Genomic DNA, 22,022 nt, shown 5'->3' on the forward strand with positions numbered 1-22,022 from the left:
GATAACTATTCGGCGATTTTTAGAAACAGCGATCGATTGCGATCGCTCAATCCTATTGCCGAGGTCCTGTGTCGAACCCTGTTGTTCTCACGCTGACGACCAGCGATCCCGTCCACGATTACATCCAGCTCTACAACGCGATCTCGGCGATCAGCGTCGGTGGCGGCCTCGCTGCGGCCAACACCGATTACGTCATCAACTTCTCGCTCTCCTCCAGCGCGCGGACGTTGCAGCTGCTCGACGATCTGCCGGCCATCAACCTGATGAACGGCTCGACGCTGACCTTCGACGGCAACTCCGACTACAACAATCAACTCGGCGGACAGGACTACAGCGACGTCATCGACGCGCGCGGCTATCAGGGCTTTGTCGTCACCTCAGGCGCGGTGACGTTCAAGAACCTCACCATCATCAATGCGGTGGCGAGCGGCGGCAATGGCGGGGTCGGCGGTGGCGGCGGCGGTGCCGGCCTCGGCGGCGGCCTGTTCGTCGGACAGAACGCCGACGTCACGCTGAATAATGTCAATTTCGGCAACAACACCGCGAAGGGCGGCAATGGCGGCGCGGTCGATCCGCTCGGTGGTGGCGGTGGTGGCGGCGGCATTGGCGCCGATGGCGGCAGCGGCAACGGCGGCGGCGGCGGTGGCGGCGGCTTCGGCGGCCACGACTACTACGGCTATCACGGCAATGGCGGCAACGGGTACAGCGAGGCCGGCTCCGACACCCAGCATCCCTCGAGCGGCGCGAACAATGCCGGCGGCACGCCAGCGACGATCGAAGGCGCGGCCGGCGGCGGGCAGGGCGCCGACAATTACGGCGGCAGCGGCTACGGCGCGCATGCCGGCGGCGGCGCGAGCGGCGGCGGTGGTGGCGGCGGTGTCGGTGGCGGCGGTGGCGGCATCGGTGGCGCCAACTCGGTCGGCGGCGGGCCTTCGGGCAACGTGATTGGCTATGGCGGCGCCGGCGGCATGGGCGGCGGTGGCGGCGGTGGCATTTATGGCGGCGGCAATGGCGGATTCGCCGGCGGTGGCGGCGGATCCGGCAATGGCAGCGGATACGCGCACACCGGCGGCAATGGCGGCTTCGGAGGTGGCGGCGGCGGGTCGAACGGCACGCCCGGCACTGGCGGCTTCGGCGCGGGCAGTGGCTCGCTCGCCGGCGGCGGTGGCGGCGGTCTCGGCGCCGGCGGCGACATCTTCGTCCAGCAAGGCGGCAAGCTGACCGTGATCGGCGGCGCCCTGTCCGGTGCCACCGAGGCCGGCGGCACTGGCGCCAATGGCGCGAGCAACGGCTCGGCCTATGGCGACATCTTCATCCAGGGCACGATGGTCGTCACGCCGACGCACACCGTTTCCACGGTCTTCGAGGGATTGCAGACCGTCACAACGCTGACGATCGCCGACACGATCGCGGACGAGAAGGGAATCAGCGGCAGCGGCACGACCGGAAAGCTGCAGATATCGGGCGGCGGCACGCTGACGCTGACCGGCGCCAACAGCTATGTCGGCGGCACCCAGATCGATGCCGGCAATACGCTCTCGATCACCGCCGACAACAATATCGGCGGCTCGGCCGGCGCGCTGATCCTCAACGGCGGCACGCTGACCACGACCGGCGGCTACACCTTCACGCACGACATCCAGGTCACCGCCGCGGGTGGCACCTTCGACATCTCGTCCGGCACGATTGCCGACACCGGCGCGATCAGCGGCTCCGGCACCTTCACGCTGTCGGGTGCAGGCACGTTGCAACTCGGGCTCGGCCAGCTCGCGGGGCTGACCGGGACGCTCAACCTGAGCGGTGGGCACCTTGGGTTGACGACGGGCGGAACCCTTGACGATGCGATCGTGGTCGGCGGCAACTCGGTTTTGACGGTCGGGACCGGCGCGACCGTCACCGATACCGCCCTGATCAGTGGCGGCGGCAATCTCGGCATCGACGGCGGCGGCACCTTCGTGCTCAGCCATGCCAACAGCTATGGCAGCACGACGATCTATTCGGGCACCGCCTGGCTCACGACCTATGGTGCCGCCGGCACCGGCAACATCTCGTTCACGACGGGCCTCGGCGGCACGCTGAAGATCGACGACGCCGCGCTGAACGGCAACGCGTTCGCCAACACGATCGCGAACTTCAATCCCGGCCAGAAGATCGATCTCACCGGGCTGCACTACAACACCCAGAATCCCTCGCTCAACACCGTCAGCCTGTCCGGCAACACGCTCTCGATCTCGAACGGCACCACGACCGACACGCTGACCGTGACCGGGCTCGACGGCGGCGCCCGCTTCCAGCTTTCGCAGGATGCGAATGGCGGCACAATCGTGCAGCTTGTGTCGACGCGCGTCTTCAATGTCTCGAACGTCACCGAGCTCAACGCAGCCATCCTGCAGATGGATTCCGGCGGCCAGAACGCCGCGGCGAACGCCAACTACACCATCAATATCACCGCCAACTTCAGCCTCTCGTCGGAGCTGTACGCGCTCAATCTCTTGAGCGGGTCGAGTGTCACCATCAACGGCAGCGATGGTCACGGCGGCGCCTACACGATTGACGGCCTCAACGCCCAGCGCGGGTTCTTCGTTTATGCCGGCAACGTCAATCTCGAGAACCTGACCATCCAGAACACGGTGGCGGCCGGCGGCGGCGTCATCCAGGGCGGCGGCGGCGGTGGCGCCGGGCTCGGCGGCGCGCTGTTCGTCTCGGCAAACGGCAGCGCCACGCTCGACAATGTCGTGTTTCACAACAGTGCCGCGATCGGCGGGAATGGCGGAACCGGCAGTACCGCGAGCAACGCCAACCTCGACGGCTTCGGCGGTGGTGGCGGAATGGGCGGCCGGGGCGGCAACAGCAGCGGTGGCGGCATCGGCCTTCACGCACAGGGCGCGAACTCTGCCGCATTTCAGAACGGGGCGGCTGGCATCGTTCCCGGCGCCGCGGGGGGCGGCAAAGGCGTCGACGGCTACCTGATCCCGTTCGGCAGCGGGACCATGCTTTACTGGTATGGCGGAACGGGCGGCGCCAATGGCGGCGGCGGCGGCGCGGGTGGCTTCTTCGGCAACAACAACCGCGCACACGGTACCGGCGGTGGCGTCGGCGGCGGCAACGCAATCGACGGCGGCAATGGTGGCTACGGCGGTGGCGGCGGGGCGTTCGGCAATGGTGGCTTCGGTGGTGGCGGCGGCTATGGCGGCAGTGGCGGCTTCGGCGGCGGTGGCGGCGTCAGCGGGCTCGGCGGCTTCGGCGGCGGTGATGGCACGGCGGGTGGCGGTGGCGGCCTCGGCGCTGGTGGTACCGTCTTCGTCGAGCAAGGCGGCTCGCTGACCATCAAGAGCGGCTCGCTGTCGAACGATGCGGGTTTCAACGCGGTCAAGGGCGGCACCAATGGCGGCGGCCAAGCCAGCGGATCGGCATACGGCTCCGGCATCTTCATCCAGGGCAACAACAATCTCAGCTTCGCGCCGGCCAGCGGCCAGACGCTGACGGTCGCCAACGACATCGCGGACCAGAGCGGCAATGGCGGCACCGGCGCCAATGCCGGCGTCGGCGGTCTCGCCATCAGCGGCGGCGGCACCGTCATCCTCGGCGGCAACAACACCTACACCGGGAACACCACGCTCAGCGGCGCCGGCACAAGGATATCGATCTCGTCCAACGTCAATCTCGGCGCGGTCACCAACGTGCTGAAGCTCGGCGACGGCACCGGCATCAGCTTTACCGACGGTTTTATGCAGACCCGCAACATCACCGTCGCGGGCGATCCAGTCTTCAACGTTGCCGCCGGCGAGACCGTCACCCAGAGCGGCGTGATCTCCGATGGCGCGACCGCAGGCGATGTCGAGGTCACCGGCGGCGGCCGCCTGGTGCTATCGGCGCACAACACCTATTCCGGCGGCACCGTCATCAAGGGTTCGATCCTCGAGCTGGCTGCAAATGGCGCGGCCGGAACCGGAGCGATCGCGTTCACGGACGGCAGCAATGAGAAGCTCGTGCTCGATGCGGCGGCATTCTCGGGGACTTCGTTCGGCACGTCGATCACCGGCTTCGCCGGCGGCGATACCATCGACTTCGGCAACATCGCCTATGACGCGACGGCGACGCTGGCCTATGCGAACGGCGTATTGACGGTGAAGAGCGGCAGCGGCAGCACGCTCGCCTCGCTGCACCTGGGTTTCGGCGCGGGCGCCACCTTCGGCTCGCTGAGCCTCGCCTCGGATGGTTCGGCCACGCCGCACCTCGAGATCAGGTCGCAGTCCAGCATTGCATCGATGACCGCGGACACGACCGGTCACCTGACGCTGCTCAATACCGGCAAGGTCGTCACCATCACGGTCAATTTCAGCAATGCTGTAAGCGTCACCGGTGCGCCGGAACTGCTGCTGAACGACGGCAAGGCCGCGACCTATGTCAGCGGCAGCGGCTCGCAGGCACTGGTGTTCAGCTACACGGTGCAGGACGGCGACAGCACGTCCGATCTGCAGGTGCAGAGCGTGTCGCTCAACGGCGGCACGATCAAGGATCCCGGCGGCCAGGACGCCGACGTCACCCATGCGGCGGCCGATCTGCATCTGGTGATCGACGGGGTCGCGCCGACGGTATCGGTCGCGGCAAGCTCGACCTCGCTGCTGGCCGGGCAGACTTCGCTCGTCACCTTCACCTTCTCCGAGGCGGTCACGGGATTCGCGTTGTCGGATACGACAGTGAGCGGCGGCGCGCTTGATAACCTTGTCCATGTCGGTCTCAACGCCGCGCACCAGGACATCTACACGGCGATCTTCACGCCTGACATGACCAATTCCGAGGCGGGCTCGGTGCAGGTCAATGCGGGTAGCTATACCGACACGGCCGGAAACGCCGGCGCGGCCAGCAGCGCGATCAATTTCTCAGGCGACACCAAGGCGCCGGCGGTGTCGGTCACTGCCGATCACAGCACGCTCGCGGCCGGCGATACCGCGGTCGTGACTTTCACCTTCTCCGAGGCCGTCAGCGGTTTCGGGCTGGGCGACGTCGCCGTCAGTGGCGGCACGCTTGATAATCTCACCCATGTCGGTGTCGATGGCTCCGGCCATGACGTCTACACCGCGACCTTCACGCCCGACGTGACCAACACCGAAGCGGGGTCGGTGCAGGTCAACAGCTCGAGCTATAGCGACGTCGCCGGCAATTCCGGTTCGTCGAGCAACACGGTCAATTTCACCGGCGACACCAAGGCGCCGACGGTGTCGGTTTCGGCGGATCATAGCGCGCTGCTCGCCGGCCAGACCGCAGTGGTGACCTTCACCTTCTCCGAAGCCGTCGCGGGCTTCGCGCTCGGCGATGTCGGCGTCAGCGGCGGCGCACTGGGCAATCTTGTCCATGTCGGCGTCAACGGCGCCAGCCAGGACATCTACACCGCGACCTTCACGCCCGATGTCACCGACACCGAGGCCGGATCGGTTCAGGTCACCGCATCGAGCTACGGCGACACGGCCGGCAATGCCGGTGGTATCAGCAACACGATCAATTTCACCGGCGATACCAAGGCGCCGACCGTCTCCGTCACGCTGAATCCCGACGCGGTCCTGGCCGGCGACCTCTCGGTCGCGACCTTCACCTTCTCGGAGGCGGTGTCCGGCTTCACCCTGGGCGACACCACCGTGCACGGCGGCGCACTGAGCAATCTGGTGCATGTCGGGCTCAACGGCGCCGGCGAGGATGTCTACACCGCGACCTTCACGCCCGATGTCAGCGACACCGAGACCGGCTCGGTGAAGGTCAATGCGTCGAGCTATGCCGATCTGTCCGGCAACGCCGGCGCGGCGAGCAACGCTGCGACGATCGGCGGCGATACGCTGGCGCCGACGGTGTCGATCGCGGCTGACCGTAACGCGCTGCTGGCGGGTCAGACCGCGCTGGTGACGTTCACCTTCTCCGAAGAGGTCGCGAGCTTCGCGCTCGGCGATGTCACCGTGCGTGGCGGGGCGCTGGGTCATCTGGTTCACGTCGGCGTCAACGGATCGGGCCAGGACGTCTACACCGCGATCTTCACGCCGGATGAAAGCAACGCCGAGGCGGGCTCGGTGCAGGTCACCGCGTCGAGCTATACCGACGTCGCCGGCAACGCCGGTGCGGCCAGCAACACCGTCAATTTCACCGGTGATACCAAGGCGCCAACGGTGTCGGTTGCCGCGAGCCCGAGCACGGTGCTGGCCGGGCAGACGTCGGTGGTCACTTTCACCTTTTCCGAACATGTCGCAGGCTTTGCGCTTGGCGATACCGTCGTCGCCGGCGGGGCGCTGAGCAACCTGGTCCATGTCGGGCTCAATGTGTCGGGCCAGGATATCTACACCGCGCTGTTCACGCCGGATATCAACGACGTGCTGGCGGGCTCGATCCGGGTCACGGCCGCGAGCTATGCGGACGATGCGGGCAATACCGGCGCGGCGAGCAACACCGCCACCATCGGTGGCGACACGCATGCGCCGTCTGTATCGGTCGCGGCCAATCACACCGTGCTGCACGCGGGCGACACAGCGCTGATGACGTTCACCTTCTCCGAAGCCGTCGCCGGCTTTGCGCTCGGCGACATCACCGTGCACGGCGGCTTCATGGGCAACCTTGTTCATGTCGGCCTCAACGGCTCAGGCCAGGATATCTACACCGCGATCTTCACGCCCGATGTCACCAACTATCTGTCGGCAAACCTGTCGGTAGCCGGAGCGAGCTACACCGACGTCGCCGGCAACGCCGGTGCGGCAAGCAGCTCGGTCAATTTCGGCGGCGACACCAAGGCGCCCTTGGTGCCGGCGCTATTTCTGCATCAGGACACCGGCGTCTCGAGTGCCGATCACATCACCAGCAATCCGCTGATCGACTATTACAAGGCCGATGCGGCCGACACCCTGCGTTTCAAGGCCGACAGCGCGTCAGGCTTCTCGACGGTGGCGCCGGTGTTCACGACCGATGGCGTGCATTCCGTGACGGTGCAGGAGGTCGACGCCGCCGGCAATGTCAGCGCGTCGTCCAGCCTGACCTTCACCCTCGACACGACTGCGCCCCATCTCACCGGGATCACCGCCACGCCGTCCGGCGGCGTTGCGTCGCCGGGCGCGCTGGTGCAACTGACAGTCGGCTTCAGCGAGGCGGTTCGCGTGATCAGCGGCACGCCGACACTGACGCTGAACGACGGCGGCAGCGCGATCTACGATGCCGCGGCCACGACGCTGCTCGGCGATCCCTCGAAACTGGTGTTCGATCATATCGTGTCGTCGACCGATCGCGCGTCCTCGCTGGCGGTGACCGGCTTCGCGCCCAATGGCGCCAGCGTGGTCGACCTGGCCGGCAATGCGGCCTCGCTGTCGGCCGTGTCGGCGGTGTTCGATGCGTTGCACATCAACGAGACCACAGCGCCGGCCTATACGCTTGGGGCGATCACCCGGCCGGAACTGCATCTCGATCTCGGTGGCCATGTCATCATGGACGCGACCGCCACGGCGTTCGCCGGGCAATATGGCATGCAGTACCTGTTCCTCGGGCTGCCGGCCGGAGCGCCCTATCAGACCGTGCCTGACTTTCATCTCTGATCGCATCGCGTCATTCCGCTCAACGGAAAACAGATTGCTGCCGCTGCGGCTTGCTGCACTGCGGGCCATGCGGCATGATCCCGCCCTCGAAGCGGACCTGATGCAACGAGGTCCGCATCTCCAGGGAGGGTTTGAATGAGACGAGTTTTGGCCGGCGTGTTGGCCTGTGTGTTTGCGATCTCGGCGAGCGCGTCGCTGGCGCAGGACAAGCCTCCGCTGAAGCTCGGCGGCATCCTCGATATGTCGAGCCTCTATGCCGACATCACCGGGACGGGCAGCGAGACCGCCGCCAAGATGGCGGCGGAGGATTTCGGCGGCACGGTGCTCGGCCGCAAGATCGAGATCGTGGTCGGCGACCATCTCAACAAGGCCGATCTTGCCGCCAACATCGCTCGCGACATGATCGACAACCAGGGCGTCGAGATGATCTTCGACGTCGCGGCATCGGCAACCGCGCTTGCCGCCGGCGAGATCGCCAAGGCGCGCGGCAAGATTATCATGTTCAACGGTCCGGGCTCGATCCGTCTCTCCAATGAGGCCTGCGGTCCCTACACCGTGCACTACGTGTTCGACACCTTCGCGCAGGCCAATGTCACCGGCCTTGCCGCAGTGAAATCCGGTCTCGACACCTGGTTCTTCCTCACCGCCGACTATGCGTTCGGCCAGGACCTGGAAAAGGACACCAGCAATGTCGTGGTGAAGTCGGGCGGCAAGGTGCTCGGCAGCGTGCGGCATCCGATCAACACCTCGGATTTCTCGTCGTTCCTGCTGCAGGCACAGGCTTCGAAAGCGAAGGTGATCGGGCTCGCCAATGCCGGCGGCGACACCATCAACGCGATCAAGCAGGCGGCGGAGTTCGGCCTGACCAAGGGCGACCAGAAGCTGTCGCCGCTGTTGGCCTTCGTCACCGACATCGACAGCGTCGGGCTCGAGACCGCGCAGGGCCTGCTGCTTGCGGAGGCCTTTTATTGGGATCTCAACGACGACACCCGCGCCTTCACCAAGCGGTTCATGGAGCGCACCAAGCGAGTGCCGACCTCGGCGCAAGCCGGGGTCTACTCCTCGGTGCGGCATTATCTGCAGGCGGTGAAGGCCGCCGGCACCACCGATGCCGCCGCCGTCATGAAGGTGATGAAGGAGACTCCGATCAACGACATGTTCGCCAAGAACGGCCGGATTCGCGAGGACGGCCGCATGGTGCACGATATGTATCTGTTCGAGGTCAAGAAGCCTTCGGAGTCGAAGGGCCGCTGGGATGACTACAAGCTGCTCGCGACCGTGCCGGGCGACCAGGCGTTCCAGTCGCTGTCGGAATCGCGCTGCCCGCTGCTGAAGAAGTGACGGAGTGACGAAGTCACGCAGTCATCCCGGGGCGTGCGAAGCGCGAGCCCGGGATCTCGAGGTTCCGGGTCTGGTGCTAGCGCACCATCCCGGAACGACGGGGCAACAACCAACAAACAACGAAAGGCAAACGCCATGAGCGACAATCAGATGGTTCTCCAGTCCCTCGAGCAGGGTCTGCTCACCATCACCATGAACCGCCCGGATCGGCGCAATGCGCTCAATGCCGACATGACGCAGGGGCTCGTCGAGGCCGCGCGTCGCGCGCAGGACGATACCGAGGTACGGGCGGTGCTGATCCGCGGCGCCGGCGGCACCTTCTGCGTCGGCGGCGACGTCAAATCGATGGCGGCAGGCCGCGCGCCGCTGCCGTTCGAAGCCAAGATGGCCAATCTGCGCCGCGGCATGGAGGTCTCGCGGATCCTGCACACGATGCCGAAGCCGGTGGTGGCGCAGCTCGACGGCGCGGCGGCCGGCGCCGGGCTCTCGATCGCGCTGTCCTGCGACCTGCGCGTCGCCAGCGCCTCCTGCAAGATCACGACCGCCTTCGCCAAGGTCGGCTTCTCCGGCGACTACGGCGGCACCTATTTCCTCACCAAGATGCTCGGCAGCGCCAAGGCGCGCGAGCTCTACATGATGTCGCCGGTGCTGTCGGCGCAGGAGGCCTATAATCTCGGCATGGTCTCCAAGGTGGTGCCCGATGCCGATATCGAGGCCGAAGCGCTGGAGCTCGCGCGCTCGCTGGCGCAGGGCCCGTCGGTGGCGCTCGGCTACATCAAGCGCAACATCAACAATGCCGAGACCATGACGCTCGAGGCCTGCTTCGACGGCGAGGCTATCCACCACACCCGCGCCGGCGAGACCACCGACCACAAGGAAGCGGCGAAGGCCTTCGTCGAGAAGCGCAAGCCCACCTTCCAGGGACAGTAAGCCGTGACCAATCACTTGGCCGAGTACATGCGACTGCGGCAGATCTGCCTGGTGGCGCCGCGGCTCGCGCCCGTGATCGCGGATATCTCTGCGATCATGGGCCTCGATGTCTGTTACCGCGACGGCAACGTCGCCAAATACGGCCTCGAGAACGCGCTGCTGCCGGTCGACACGATTCTTCTCGAAGTGGTCGCGCCGTTCCAGCCGGGGCCGGGCACCGCGGCCGGCCGCTTTATCGAGAAGACCGGCGGCCGCGGCGGCTACATGGCGATCTTCTGCTGCGAAGACCCCGACGCGCGCGGCGCCAAGGCCAATGCGATCGGCGTGCGCATCGCGAACGTGATCACGCATGCGCCGTATCACGGCGTGCAACTGCACCCGCGCGACTGCCGCGCCGCCTTCATCGAGTTCAACCACACCGACGGCAGCGACGACGTGCTGGGGCCGTATCCGCCGGCCGGCCCGGACTGGCAGAAGTCGATCCGCAAGGACACGACGCTGGCGCTGACCGAGGTCGAGATGCAGAGCCCAGAGCCCGAAGGGTTGGCCGAACATTGGGGCAGGATCGTCGGCGTTGCTGCCGACGGCACCGTCATGAAGCTGCCCAATGCCACCTTCCGCTTCGTCAAGGGTGACAGCGAGATCATGAGCGGCTTAACCTTCAAGGTTGCCGACAAGGCCAAGGTGCTGGATGCCGCGAAAGCCAGGGGCTGTGCGGTTGATGGCGATGAGTTCCAGCTTTGCGGCGTGACGTTCAAGCTGGTCGCGTGATCTTGTCGCCTGGATTTCGCTGCGCTCCATCCGGCTACACGTCTTTTTTCTCCCGTCATCCTGAGGTGCGAGCGCAGCGAGCCTCGAAGGATGAATCGGCCACGGACCGGGCCGTGCATCCTTCGAGACGCGCGTTCCGCGCTCCTCAGGATGACGGGAGGAGCGATTGGGCTCGCGGTGCTGATTCAATATCGTAGCTTACAACAATAACGAACGGAACGCCCCTTCGCTGCGCTCCGTCCGGGCTACGTGTCTTTCTCCCGTCATCCTGAGGTGCGAGTGGAGCGAGCCTCGAAGGATGAATCGGCCACGGACCGGGCCGTGCATCCTTCGAGACGCGCGTTCCGCGCTCCTCAGGATGACGGGAGGAGCGATTGGGCTCGCGGTGCTGATTCAATATCGTAGCTTACAACAATAACGAACGGAACGCCCCTTCGCTGCGCTCCGTCCAGGCTACCTGTCTTTCTCCCGTCATCCTGAGGTGCGAGCGCAGCGAGCCTCGAAGGATGAATCGGCCACGGTCGGGCCGTGCATCCTTCGAGACGCGCGTTCCGCGCTCCTCAGGATGACGGGAGAAGCGATTGGGCTCGCGGTGCTGATTCAATATCGTAGCTTACAACAATAACGAACGGAACGCCCCTTCGCTGCGCTCCGTCCAGGCTACGTGCCTTTCTCCCGTCATCCTGAGGTGCGAGCGCAGCGAGCCTCGAAGGATGAATCGGCCACGGTCGGGCCGTGCATCCTTCGAGACGCGCGTTCCGCGCTCCTCAGGATGACGGGAGAAGCGATTGAGCTCGCGGTGCTGATTCAATATCGTGGCTTACAACAATAACAACCGGAACGCCCCCATGCCGCATCCGCTCGATTCCTTCTTCGCCCCAAAGAGCATCGCGCTGATCGGCGCCTCGCGCGATCACGAGAAGATTCCGGGGCGGTTGCTCGCGATGCTGCGCAAGAACGGCTATCCGGGCGGGCTCTATCCGATCAATCCGAACTATGACGAGATCGATGGCTTGAAGTGCTTCAAGTCGATCGCAGAGATCGGCGTGCCGATCGATCTCGCCGTCATCGTGATCCCCGCGCGTGCGGTGCTGCCGGCGCTGGAGCAGTGCGCCGCCGCCGGCGTCAAGAACGCGGTCATCATCTCCTCCGGCTTTGCCGAGGAGGGCGGTGACAGCGCAGCGATGCAGGATGCGATCGTGGCGCTGGCGAAGCGAACGGGGATGCGGATCAGTGGCCCGAACGCCGAAGGATTCTACAGCCAGGTGCAGAAGGTCGCCGCGACCTTCAGCCCGACCGTCGACGTCAAGCCGGATGCGCCCGCTTTGGTCGCAAGCCAACGGCGGATCGGCATCGTCGCGCAGAGCGGCGGCATCGGCTTTGCGATCTATCATCGCGCCAAGGCGCTCGGCGTCGCGCTGAGCTATGTCGTGAGCGCCGGCAATGAGAGCGATCTCGGTGCCGGCGAATTCCTCGACTACATGGTGCAGGATGCCTCGACCGACGTGATCCTGCTGTTCATCGAGGGCATCCGCGACGTCGACAAGTTCCTGGTTGCGGCGAAGCGTGCGGCAGAGCTCAGGAAGCCCGTGATCGTCACGAAAGTGGGCCGCTCCGGCGCCGGCGAACGCGCCGCAGCCTCGCACACCGCGAGCATGGCGGGCTGGTCGGCGGCCTATGATGCGGTGTTCGCGAAATACGGCTTCATCGTCTCCAACGACCTCGACGAGGCGGTGACGATTGCCGCGGTGCTCACCACCAATCCGCTGCCGAAGGGCGATCGCGTCGCGGTGCTGACGGTGTCCGGCGGTGCTGGCATCTGGGGCGCCGATACCGTCTCGATGCAGGGCCTGCGCGTACCGGAGTTGTCGGCCGACATCCAGAGCCAGATCAAGCAATGGATGCCGTCCTATGGCGCGGCGGGCAATCCGGTCGACGTGACCGCGCAGGGCGTCTCCTCGGGCGGCCTGCAGAAGAGCATCGAGCTGTTCAACGCTTCCGACGAGGTCGACGCGACCTTGGTCGTGCTGTCGCTGTCGAGCGAGACGCGGATGCCGTTCAAGGAAGCCGAGCTGAAACCGGTGATCTCCGCGCAGCACAAGCCGGTAGTGTTCTATTCCTACACGCTGCCGTCGCACTTCGCGCGGCAGGGGCTGGCGAAGTCAGGCGTCGTGGTGCTCTCAGGGCTGACCCATGTCGGCGTCGCGATGCGGCGGCTGGCCGATTTTGCCGGCTTCACGCCGGCACTGGAGCTATCGGCATCGGAGACGCAAACGTGCGATCTTTCTGCGCATCTGACCTCAAAGACCCTTTCCGAACATGACAGCAAGTCGCTGCTCCGCACCGCTGGGATCGCGCTGCCGGACGAGGTGCTGGTGACGGATCGCGACGGGCTCGACGTCGCAATCGAACGCGTCGGATTTCCGCTGGTCATGAAGATCCAGTCGCCCGACATCGCGCACAAGAGCGAGGTCGGCGGCGTCCGTGTCAATATCGCCGCCAAGAGCGCGGCGTTCACGGCCTATCGTGACATGCTGGAGAGCGTGCAGAAGGCACGGCCGGATGCGGCGATCCAGGGCGTGCTGGTCGGGCCGATGGCGAAGAGGGGCGTCGAGATCATCGTCGGCACCATGACGGACGCCACCTTCGGGCCGATGGTGATGGTGGGGCTCGGCGGCATCACGACCGAATTGTTCAAAGACGTGGTCTACCGCCCGGCGCCGGTCAGCGCGGCTGCGGCGGCTGCCATGCTGGACACGCTGAAGGCCGCGCCGCTGCTGCACGGCTTCCGCGGTGCGCCGAAAGCGGATGTCGCAGCACTGGCGCGATTGATCTCGCAGATTTCCTTGCTGGCGGCGCAGCATGCAGGCGAGATCGCCGAGATCGAGGTCAATCCGGTGCTGGTGCATCCGGAGGGGCAGGGCGTTACGATCGTCGATGCGCTGGTGGTGCCGAAGGGGTAGCGCGACATCTCCCCAACGTCGTCCCGGCGAAGGCCGGAACCCATGCGCCGCGGCCGACCAAAGAGGCACAAGCGGCGTCGGCGTCCCTTACAACTCAGTTCAGTGGTTGGGTCCCGGCTCCCGTGCGCAATTGCGCACTAGGCCGGGACGACCCGTGGAGAAAGCGGCGCTTGCCGCTCACCGCCCCTCGAAGTTCGCGACACGGCGCTCGGCGGTGGCCTTGACGCCTTCCTTGAAGTCCTCGGTCGCGCGCAGCTTGGTCTGCTCTTCCAGTTCATGGTTGGTCGCGGCGAGCACGCGGTCGGCGAGGCCGGCGCGCATGGTGGCGCGGGTCGAGACCAGGCCGAGCGGCGAGCATTCGGCGATCTCCTGCGCGAGCTTCATCGCTTCAGCCCGCACCTGGTCCTGCGGCACCAGCACATTGGCGAGGCCCCAGCGATAGGCCTCTTCGCCGGTGACGCGGCGGCTGGTGTAGAACATCAGCTCCGCATTGTTCTTGCCGATCAGCTCCGGCAGCGTGGTGGTGAGGCCGAAGCCCGGATGGAAGCCGAGTTTGGTGAAATTCGCCGAGAAGCGCGCTTCTGGGCAGGCGACGCGGAAGTCGGCGGAGACCGCAAGGCCGAGGCCGCCGCCGATCGCGGCGCCATGGATCGCCGCGACGATCGGCTTCTTGTTGCGGAAGATGCGCACCGCCTGGACGTAGAGATGGTTGATCGGCAGGTTGGAGGCCGGATCGCTCTTGGCGCGCTCCTCCTGCTCCTGGCGCGCCGGGTCGCCGAAATTGGCGCCGGCGCAGAACGCCTTGCCCTGGGCTGCGAGCACCGAGGCGCGGATCTCGATGTTGTTGTCGAACTCCTCCAGCGCGTCGGCGATCTGGTTGATCAGCGCGACGTCGAAGAAGTTCAGCGGGGGTTTTCGGATTTCGATCAGGCCGACATGGCCGTGGGTCTCGACGCCAATATCAGTGTACTTGGTCATGATCTGTCCTCGTTGAATTAGCGCAAGCCCAAACCGCGGGCGATGATGCCGCGCAGCACCTCGGTGGTGCCGCCCTGGATCGTCAGCTTGGGCGCGGTCTTGATGGCGAAATCGAGCTGCTTCTCCAGCGTCTCGCGGTTGGTCGCGGTCTCCTCGACGAACGCCGCGAGATCGCGCACGCGATGCGGCAGCTGTTGCTCCCACACCGTGCCGATGTCCTTGACGATTGAGGCCTCCACCACCGGCTCCTTGCCGGCCTGCAACATGCCCGCAACCGACACCGACATGCGGCGCATGGTGTGGACCTGCGCCACTAGCCGGCCGATGCCTTCGGCGCTGCGGGTGTCCGGGTTCTTGCCGACCGCGCGCACGAGCTCGGTGAGCACGTAATAGGTTTCGAGGAAGCGCTCGGGGCCACTCCGCTCGTAGGCAAGCTCCGACGTCGCCTGCTTCCAGGCGCCGTCGACTTCGCCGAGCACATGATCGTCGGGGACGAAGTAGTCGGTGAATACCACCTCGTTGAATTCGAACTGGCCGGTGATCTGGCCGATCGGATTCACCTGGATGCCGGGCTGCTTCATCTTGACCAGGAACTGGGTCAGGCCGTGGCGGCGGTTTTCCTTGGTCGGCGGCGAGGTGCGGAAGATCGCGATCATGTAGTCGGCGATGTGCGCCGACGAGGTCCAGATCTTGGTGCCGTTGATCAGATAGCCGCCGTCGGTCTTGGTCGCGCGGGTCTTCGCCGCGAACAGATCGGAGCCGGAGTTCGGCTCGCTCATGCCGATCGCGAAGCAGACCTCGCCGCGGCAGATCCGCGGCAGGATGTCCATCTTGATGTGCTCGGGCGCGTATTTCAAAAGCACCGGCCCGCTCTGGCGGTCGGCGACGAAGAAGCGCCGGGTCGGCGCGTTCGCCACCCGCATCTCCTCGGTGACGACGTAGCGTTCCAGGAACGAGCGTTCCTGGCCGCCATATTTCTTCGGCCAGGTCATGCCGAGCCAGCCCTTGGCGCCGACGCGGCGGGAGAATTCCGGCGCATCATTGTCCTCGCGGTTGGGCGCGTGCGGATCGAAGGTGCCGGCGGCGATCTCCTCGGCGAGGAAGGCGCGCACCTCCTTGCGGAGCTGCTCGCATTTTTCCGGCAGGCGGATCGGATCGAAACGAAGGGCTGCAGTCATGATGTCCAGTCCTGATCTTTCTGCCTGATCTCAGCGCGAGGCCACCAGCGGCCACAATTCATCGGCGCCACGTTCGGCGACGAGCTTGCCGAGCTCGACCGCCCAGTAGCTCTCCGAGCCGAAATCGTCGCGCCACGCCAATGCGCGCAGCGAGAAGCGGTGCAGGATGTGCTCGATGGTGAAGCCGATCGCGCCATGCACCTGATGCGCGATGCCGCTGCCCTTCTCGGCGGCTTCCGAGCAGCGGATCTTCGCCGCCGCCGCCTCGAGGAACACCGCATCGGTGTCGAGCGATTTTGCATTCGCGATGGTGTCGGCCGCCGAGGTCGCGGCAGCGAGCGCGGCGGCATTTTCGCCGGCGAGACGGGCGAGGTTGTGCTGCACCGCTTGGAACTTGGAGATCTTCTTCTCGAAGGCGACGCGTTCGTTGGAATAGCGCACGGAGATGTCGAGCATCGCCTCCAGGCTGCCCGCGATCTGCAGGCTGCGCACCACGCCGCCCATCAGCATCAGCGTGGTCTGGTCAAATCCCTTCGGCGCCGGCTTGATCGCGACCGGCTGCACCTTGTCGAGCGTGACGGTGTCGTTGTGATCGCCGCCAAGGCCGATCCCGGATTCGATCCGGCACTTCGCGGCATCGACCAGCGCGATCGACACGCCACCATTGCCATCGGCCAGCACGGCGAAATGCTTTGCGTCTTTCGCGAACGGCACGCGGCGGGCGCGACCGGAGAGCGAGCCGTCGGCGCCAACCGTGACGCGGTCCTTCGGGCTCGCCGGGACAACCGTCATCTCGCCTGCGGGAGATGCGATCTTGCCCTGCGTCAGCAGCCAGCCGCCCAGCATCGTTTCGGCCAGCGGAACAGCGATCGCATGTCGCCCGGCGACGTTCAGGACGCTGAAGCCTTCGGCGAGGCTGGCGCCGGAACCGCCGAGATCGTCGGGCACCCAGGACAGCGGCAGGCCGGCTTCGGTCAGCGCCTGCCACAGCGGCGCCTTCCACGCGCCCTGCTTGTCGTGATTGATGGTTTGGGCATCCGCGAGATCGGCGAAAATCTTTTCCGCGGTCTCGGCGACGATGTTCTCACTCTCCGCCACAGCGTTCCTCGTGTTGATTGGCTCGGGCCGACCGTTCGGCCGTGCCCTGCTTGCGATGTGTCTTGCGCTCAATGATGGGGAAAAGCCATAGCCGTGACAAGCGCTGCCCGCAGGGCCACTTGCGCGGAGGGCATGAAGCCGGGCGACGTGCGCGAATTCCGCAGAGTGAACTTTCGACCGCCTCGGTTTGTATGCCACGCGCGGTCGTAAATCGGTCGGTGACATCAGTTCAGTCCGCCAGATGAAACTCGATCGCCCTCCGCATCAGGTCGGCGAATTCGGTCTCCTGGGTGACCAGCGCGTCGTTCAGTCCGGCCACGCACAGCACCAGCGGCTCGTTCGATTCCGCAATCGGCGGCAGGTTCATGGCGACGGCGCCGGCGCCCGGCGTGACCAGGCCGAGCGAGAAGGCGTGCCCCTTGGCGCGGACCTTCTTCAGCTCCAGCATGAGGGCGTTGATGTCGACCTGCCGGTCCGGCCGGGGCTCGTTGGCGTTGATCAGGCGCACCAGGCGGCGCACCTCCTTGTCCGGATAGGCCGACAGCAGCGCATAACCCGATGCGGAGCGCGCCAGCGGCCGCAGCGTGCCGGCCTTGACATAGAGCCGCATCGGCAGCTTGGCCTGAATGATATGGACATATTGCGCGCTGAGCCCGTTGCGCACCGCGAGCATGATGGTCTCGCCGGTCCGCGCGGAGAGCTCCTCCATCAAATTGACCAGGCGTCCCTTCGTGAACAGCGCCGGGCTCAGCCAGTGTCCCAGCATCGAGATCCGCGGCGTCGGGATGTAGGTGCGGCGGCTGGTGTCGTAGTGCAGATAGCCGAATGCCGTCATCGTCCGCATCAACGCCGAGGTGCTGGATTGCGGGAATTTGAGCGCCGCGGCGACCTCGATGGCGGAAGCGGCGCGCTGGTGCTCCTCGAAGAATTCGAGCACGTCGAACACGCGCCGCGCCGACTTGACCGCATTGTCCATCTTCGGCAGGTCGCGCGAGGTATCGCCGGGAAATTCGAAAGACCGGGCGCCGGCTGCCGTGCCGGTTGTCGCTGCATCCTTCTTCGCCACCGGCATGGTTACCGTCCCTGCTGCGCCACCCGCCGCTTCAGCCACCAGCCATATTGCTCGGGCCAGCTGGTCCACTCGGGATCGCAGCCGAGCGCCAGTGCGGTCTGTGCGGGCCAGTTCGGATTCCACAGCAGTTCGCGGCCGAGCGCAATAAGCGTGGCCTTGCCGTCCCGCAAGATGGCTTCGGCGTAGTCCGGCTCGCGGATCAGCCCGACCGCTACCGTCGGGATACCGGCTTCCTTCTGGATCCGTTCGGCGAACGGCACCTGGAAGCCAGGGGTGCGCGACACCAGCGAATTGCCGCGCGGCAGTTTCATGCCGCCCGACGAGCAGTCCACCATGTCGATTCCGATCGCCTTCAGCTCGCGCGCAAACACAATCGAATCCTCGATCGACCAGCCGATGTCGACGCCGTCGACCGAGGAGATGCGGACGAAGGCCGGCAGATGATCCGGCCATTCCTCGCGCATGATCGCAGCGATCCGCAGCGGCAGGCGCATGCGGTTCTCGCGCGAGCCGCCATACTCGTCGTTGCGGTTGTTGGCGAGCGGCGACAGGAACGAGTGCATCAGATAGCCGTGCGCGCAGTGCAGTTCGATGACGTCGTAACCGGCAGCCCTGGCGCGGCGGAACGCCTGGCGATAGTCGTCCACCAGGGCGTCGATCTGCTCTGACGTCATCATCTGCGGCGCGGGCCAGCCGTCGTCGAAGGGAATGCCGCTTGAGGCCGCGATCTGCCACGGGCCTTCGCCGCGCGCCTTGACGTCAGCCTCGCCGAGTGGATTGCCGCCTTCCCACGGCCGTTGCGACGAGCCCTTGCGGCCGCCATGGGCGATCTGGATTGCGGCCTTGGCGTTGAAGCCGTGGATCAGCGCGGCGAGCGCGGCATGGTCGGCGACATGCGCATCGTCCCAGATGCCGAGGCAGCCATGGGTGATGCGCCCCTGGGTGTTCACCGAGCTCTGCTCGACGAACACCAGACCGGCACCGCCGGCAGCGAGCTTGCCGATATGGGCGGTGTGCCAATCGGTGGCGCGGCCCTCACGCGCCGAATAGGTCGCCATCGGCGAGACCATGATCCGATTCTTCAGTTCGAGGTCGCGCAGTCGCAGCGGGGTAAAGAGCAGCGGCAGTTCGGTCATGCGATGTCCAGCCTTGCTTGTGGTTTGCGAATTGGTGAGAGCCATCATTTCTTCAGCAGCGGGCAGGCGCTCTCTTCGGATGCCGCGAACGCCTCCTTGCCCGGGATGACCTGAACCAGCTTCTCGTAATCCCAGGCGCCCTTGGATTCCGCCGGCGATTTCACCTGCACCAGATACATGTCGTGGATCAGCTGGCCGTCCTCGCGCAGGAAGGCGTTGCGGGCGAAGAAGTCGTCGATCGGCATGTCCTTCATCTGCGCGATCACCTTGGGGCCGTCGTCGGTGCCCGACTTCTCGATCGCCTTGAGATAGGTCATCACCGCGGAGTAGAGACCGGCCTGCACCATGGTCGGCCGCTTCTTGGTCCTGGCCATGAAGCGCGCGGCGAAGTCGCGGGTCTTGTCGTCGAGGTCCCAATAGAACGCGGTCGCGAGCTGCAGCCCCTGGGCGGCCTGCAAGCCAATCGCGTGGATGTCGCTGGTCTGCATCAGGAAAGCTGCGAGCTTTTGCGTGTGCGCCATCCCGAATTCCTGCGCTTGCCGGATCGAGTTGGCGAGGTCGCCGCCGGTGTTGGCAAAGGCGATCACATCGGCCTTCGAGCTCTGGGCCTGCAACAGATAGGACGAGAAATCCATGCTGTTGAGCGGATGCCGCACCTCGCCGGCGATGCTGCCGCCGACTTTCTCGACGGTCCTGACGGCGTCGTTGCGCAGCGCGTGGCCGAAGGCGTAGTCGACCGTGACGAAGTACCAGCTCTTCGCGCCTTCCTTAGCCAGCGCCCGCACCGTGCTGTTGGCGAGCGCATAGGTGTTGTAGGTCCACTGCACCGAATTGGCCGAGCAGCCCTTTCCGGTCAGGTCGGAGGAGCCGGCCGACGACACCAGCATCGCCTTGTTCTTCTGCTTGGTGAGCTCGAGCACCGCGAAGGCGACCGCGGAATTGGCGAAGTCGACGATGACGTCGACATTCTCCTGCTCATACCAGCGCCGCGCGATCCCGGCGCCGATGTCGGCCTTGTTCTGATGGTCGGCATCGACCATCGCGATCGGCTTGCCCAAAACCTTGCCGCCGAAATCCGCGATGGCCATCCGGACCGCTTCGACCGCGCCGGGACCGGCCGCGTCGGCATAAAGCCCGGCCTGATCGGTCAGTACGCCGATCTTGATCATGTCGTCGGAGATCTGCGCGTGCGATGGCGCGGCGAAGGCGACTGAGAGGATTGCGGCGCTCGCGGCGATCCATTCGAAAGTCGATCTCATTGTTGGTCGTTTCCTCTAGTTCGATTGCCTTATGGCGTTGGTCTTGTCTTGTCGCAGATCGATCATGCCCGGATGCGAGAGCGGGTCCCTGTCCGCGCCGAGCAGCACGTGCTTCTGGATCTTGTTGGTCGAGGTCAGCGGCAGCTCGGCCACGAAGGCGATCCACGCCGGCAGCTTGAATGGCGCCAGGCGCTCGCGGCAGAATTGGAAGATGTCTTGCGCGAGTTCGCGCGAAGCGTCAGCGCCATCGTTGACCACGATGAAGGCCGCGACCTCTTCGTCACGGATCGGATCGCGCGCGGCAACGACCGCGGCCTGCTTGACCAGCGGCGACGTCGTCAGCACGGCCTCGACCTCGGCGGCCGAGATGTTCTCGCCGGCGCGCCGGACCAGGTGCTTCAGCCGGTCGACGAACACGAAGGCGCCATCCGGATGCTGCCAGGCGCTGTCGCCGGTGTGAAACCAGCCGCCGCGCCAGGCGTGCTCGGTGGCCTCAGGGTCCTTCAGATAGCCCGAGAAGAAGCCGCGCCGCGGCGTTGCTTCCGAATGGCGCACGCAGAGTTCGCCGACCGCGCCCGGCGGCAGCGCGTTGCCGTCGGCATCGAGGATCGTCATTTCGAGCCCGGGGACGCTGCGACCGATGGTGTTGGTCTCGAGATGGCGCGGCTCGATCGTGTTGAATGGGCTGCGTCCGGTCTCGGTCATGCCCCAGCCCTCGACGAAGGGGATGCCAAAGCGATCGCGAGCCCGCGCGCGCTGTTCGGGATTGGCGCCGACGCCCATCGAGAAGCGCAGCACGTGAGTTTTCTCGTCCGGCGTTTCCGGCTGCGCCAGCAGGGCCGCGACGATCACGCCGAGATAGTGCAGCACGCTGGCCCGGCTCGCGACGATGTCGCGCCAGGCGACTTTCGCGTTGAAACGTTCGGGGAGGATCAGGCAGCCGCCGGTCAGCATCATTGCGATCGGGGTCAGCGTCAGGCCGGCCATGTGGAACAGCGGCAGCGGGCTGTAGAGGCGCTCCGTTCCCATGTGATATGTCGCCTCGCCGCCATGGCTGACATACCAGCGGCCGGTCGAGACCACGTATTCATTGCTCAGGATGCATCCCTTCGGACGCGCCGTGGTGCCTGACGTGTAGAGCAGCGCGGCCTCGGTCTCGCTGCCCGGTTCGCCGGTGCGCGGCGGTGGCCGCCTGGCAAACGGGATTTGTGCCATGCTCGCGCCGAGATCGTCGCCGGACACTTCAAGCACGGGCACCGCGTTGGTCAGCGCCTTCTGCAACTCCCTTTGATCATGCAGCGTGACGATCAGGTCGGGCTCCGCATGCGCAATGAGATATTCGATTTCCGCCGCGCGATAGGCCGGGTTGATCGGAACGATCGAGACTCCGAGGCTGTTGAGCGCCAGCCAATGCACGATGAAATCGGGCCGGTTCTCCAGCAGCAGGCAGGCGCGGTGTCCGTGGCCGAAGCCGGACGCGCGGTACTGGTCGCTCAATGCGCAGACCTGCCGCGCAATGTCGCCATAGGACAGTTCGACGCCATCGGGAAAGTATCCGCGGTCGGGACGCGCGGGGATGCACAGAAAGGGTTTGAACGCCGCGGCATCTGCGGTCGCAGCGAACACGTTGAACACGGTGTACATCGTCGCGAATGTTTCCCCTGACGGCTGCAGGTCGGCGTCAACGGTGCCGGCCTGCGGGTGCTGCTTCGTTGAGCGCGTTGCCGCGATCGC

12 protein-coding genes are annotated in these 22,022 nt (G+C 65.8%); 5 read left to right on the forward strand and 7 right to left on the reverse strand.

What is annotated here, in order from left to right:
* Positions 1-68 precede the first annotated feature (68 nt).
* The 5 genes from ACVIW0_RS02150 to ACVIW0_RS02170 all read left to right on the forward strand — a co-directional run bounded on the left by ACVIW0_RS02150 (position 69) and on the right by ACVIW0_RS02170 (position 13,567).
* On the forward strand, positions 69-7,562 hold the full coding sequence (locus ACVIW0_RS02150; protein ID WP_461350821.1) for an Ig-like domain-containing protein: 7,494 nt from the start codon (positions 69-71) through the stop codon (positions 7,560-7,562).
* 135 nt (positions 7,563-7,697) lie between these two features.
* Entirely contained in the window at positions 7,698-8,903 is a 1,206-nt protein-coding gene (locus ACVIW0_RS02155; RefSeq protein ID WP_461350822.1) for an ABC transporter substrate-binding protein, read from the forward strand.
* A 135-nt stretch (positions 8,904-9,038) separates the two neighbouring features.
* Positions 9,039-9,833 (forward strand): enoyl-CoA hydratase, encoded by a 795-nt coding sequence (locus ACVIW0_RS02160; RefSeq protein ID WP_461350823.1) that lies wholly within the window; start codon positions 9,039-9,041, stop codon positions 9,831-9,833.
* 15 nt (positions 9,834-9,848) lie between these two features.
* Positions 9,849-10,604, forward strand: a complete 756-nt coding sequence (locus ACVIW0_RS02165) for a VOC family protein (protein ID WP_461357224.1) — start codon at positions 9,849-9,851, stop codon at positions 10,602-10,604.
* A gap of 848 nt (positions 10,605-11,452) precedes the next feature.
* A complete protein-coding gene (locus tag ACVIW0_RS02170) occupies positions 11,453-13,567 on the forward strand; it encodes an acetate--CoA ligase family protein (RefSeq protein ID WP_461350824.1) in 2,115 nt (704 codons plus the stop codon).
* 177 nt (positions 13,568-13,744) lie between these two features.
* Here ACVIW0_RS02170 and ACVIW0_RS02175 read toward each other — a convergent pair whose 3' ends face one another.
* The 7 genes from ACVIW0_RS02175 to ACVIW0_RS02205 all read right to left on the reverse strand — a co-directional run bounded on the left by ACVIW0_RS02175 (position 13,745) and on the right by ACVIW0_RS02205 (position 21,932).
* The gene (locus tag ACVIW0_RS02175; RefSeq protein WP_461350825.1) at positions 13,745-14,545 is read right to left on the reverse strand and encodes an enoyl-CoA hydratase/isomerase family protein; all 801 of its coding nucleotides are present in this window, start codon (positions 14,543-14,545) and stop codon (positions 13,745-13,747) included.
* A gap of 17 nt (positions 14,546-14,562) precedes the next feature.
* Complete coding sequence (locus tag ACVIW0_RS02180) at positions 14,563-15,723, reverse strand: acyl-CoA dehydrogenase family protein (RefSeq protein WP_018269158.1); 1,161 nt, start codon at positions 15,721-15,723, stop codon at positions 14,563-14,565.
* A gap of 30 nt (positions 15,724-15,753) precedes the next feature.
* The gene (locus tag ACVIW0_RS02185) at positions 15,754-16,821 is read right to left on the reverse strand and encodes an acyl-CoA dehydrogenase family protein (protein ID WP_461350826.1); all 1,068 of its coding nucleotides are present in this window, start codon (positions 16,819-16,821) and stop codon (positions 15,754-15,756) included.
* Between the two features lie 229 nt (positions 16,822-17,050).
* The gene (locus ACVIW0_RS02190) at positions 17,051-17,893 is read right to left on the reverse strand and encodes an IclR family transcriptional regulator (RefSeq protein ID WP_461350827.1); all 843 of its coding nucleotides are present in this window, start codon (positions 17,891-17,893) and stop codon (positions 17,051-17,053) included.
* 2 nt (positions 17,894-17,895) lie between these two features.
* Positions 17,896-19,029, reverse strand: a complete 1,134-nt coding sequence (locus tag ACVIW0_RS02195) for an NADH:flavin oxidoreductase/NADH oxidase (protein ID WP_461350828.1) — start codon at positions 19,027-19,029, stop codon at positions 17,896-17,898.
* Between the two features lie 44 nt (positions 19,030-19,073).
* Positions 19,074-20,288, reverse strand: a complete 1,215-nt coding sequence (locus ACVIW0_RS02200; RefSeq protein WP_461350829.1) for an ABC transporter substrate-binding protein — start codon at positions 20,286-20,288, stop codon at positions 19,074-19,076.
* A gap of 15 nt (positions 20,289-20,303) precedes the next feature.
* On the reverse strand, positions 20,304-21,932 hold the full coding sequence (locus ACVIW0_RS02205) for an AMP-binding protein (RefSeq protein WP_461350830.1): 1,629 nt from the start codon (positions 21,930-21,932) through the stop codon (positions 20,304-20,306).
* Positions 21,933-22,022: the final 90 nt, after the last annotated feature.

This window comes from Bradyrhizobium sp. USDA 4454, assembly GCF_054822705.1.

What these genes read in the sequence shown, in the direction of transcription:
- ACVIW0_RS02190 (WP_461350827.1), bottom strand. Translation starts at nt 17,893, where the DNA reads ATGCCGGTGGCGAAGAAGGATGCAGCGACAACCGGCACGGCAGCCGGC.
- ACVIW0_RS02205 (WP_461350830.1), bottom strand. Translation starts at nt 21,932, where the DNA reads ATGTACACCGTGTTCAACGTGTTCGCTGCGACCGCAGATGCCGCGGCG.
- ACVIW0_RS02175 (WP_461350825.1), bottom strand. Translation starts at nt 14,545, where the DNA reads ATGACCAAGTACACTGATATTGGCGTCGAGACCCACGGCCATGTCGGC.
- ACVIW0_RS02160 (WP_461350823.1), top strand. Translation starts at nt 9,039, where the DNA reads ATGAGCGACAATCAGATGGTTCTCCAGTCCCTCGAGCAGGGTCTGCTC.
- ACVIW0_RS02195 (WP_461350828.1), bottom strand. Translation starts at nt 19,029, where the DNA reads ATGACCGAACTGCCGCTGCTCTTTACCCCGCTGCGACTGCGCGACCTC.
- ACVIW0_RS02155 (WP_461350822.1), top strand. Translation starts at nt 7,698, where the DNA reads ATGAGACGAGTTTTGGCCGGCGTGTTGGCCTGTGTGTTTGCGATCTCG.
- ACVIW0_RS02200 (WP_461350829.1), bottom strand. Translation starts at nt 20,288, where the DNA reads ATGAGATCGACTTTCGAATGGATCGCCGCGAGCGCCGCAATCCTCTCA.
- ACVIW0_RS02170 (WP_461350824.1), top strand. Translation starts at nt 11,453, where the DNA reads ATGCCGCATCCGCTCGATTCCTTCTTCGCCCCAAAGAGCATCGCGCTG.
- ACVIW0_RS02180 (WP_018269158.1), bottom strand. Translation starts at nt 15,723, where the DNA reads ATGACTGCAGCCCTTCGTTTCGATCCGATCCGCCTGCCGGAAAAATGC.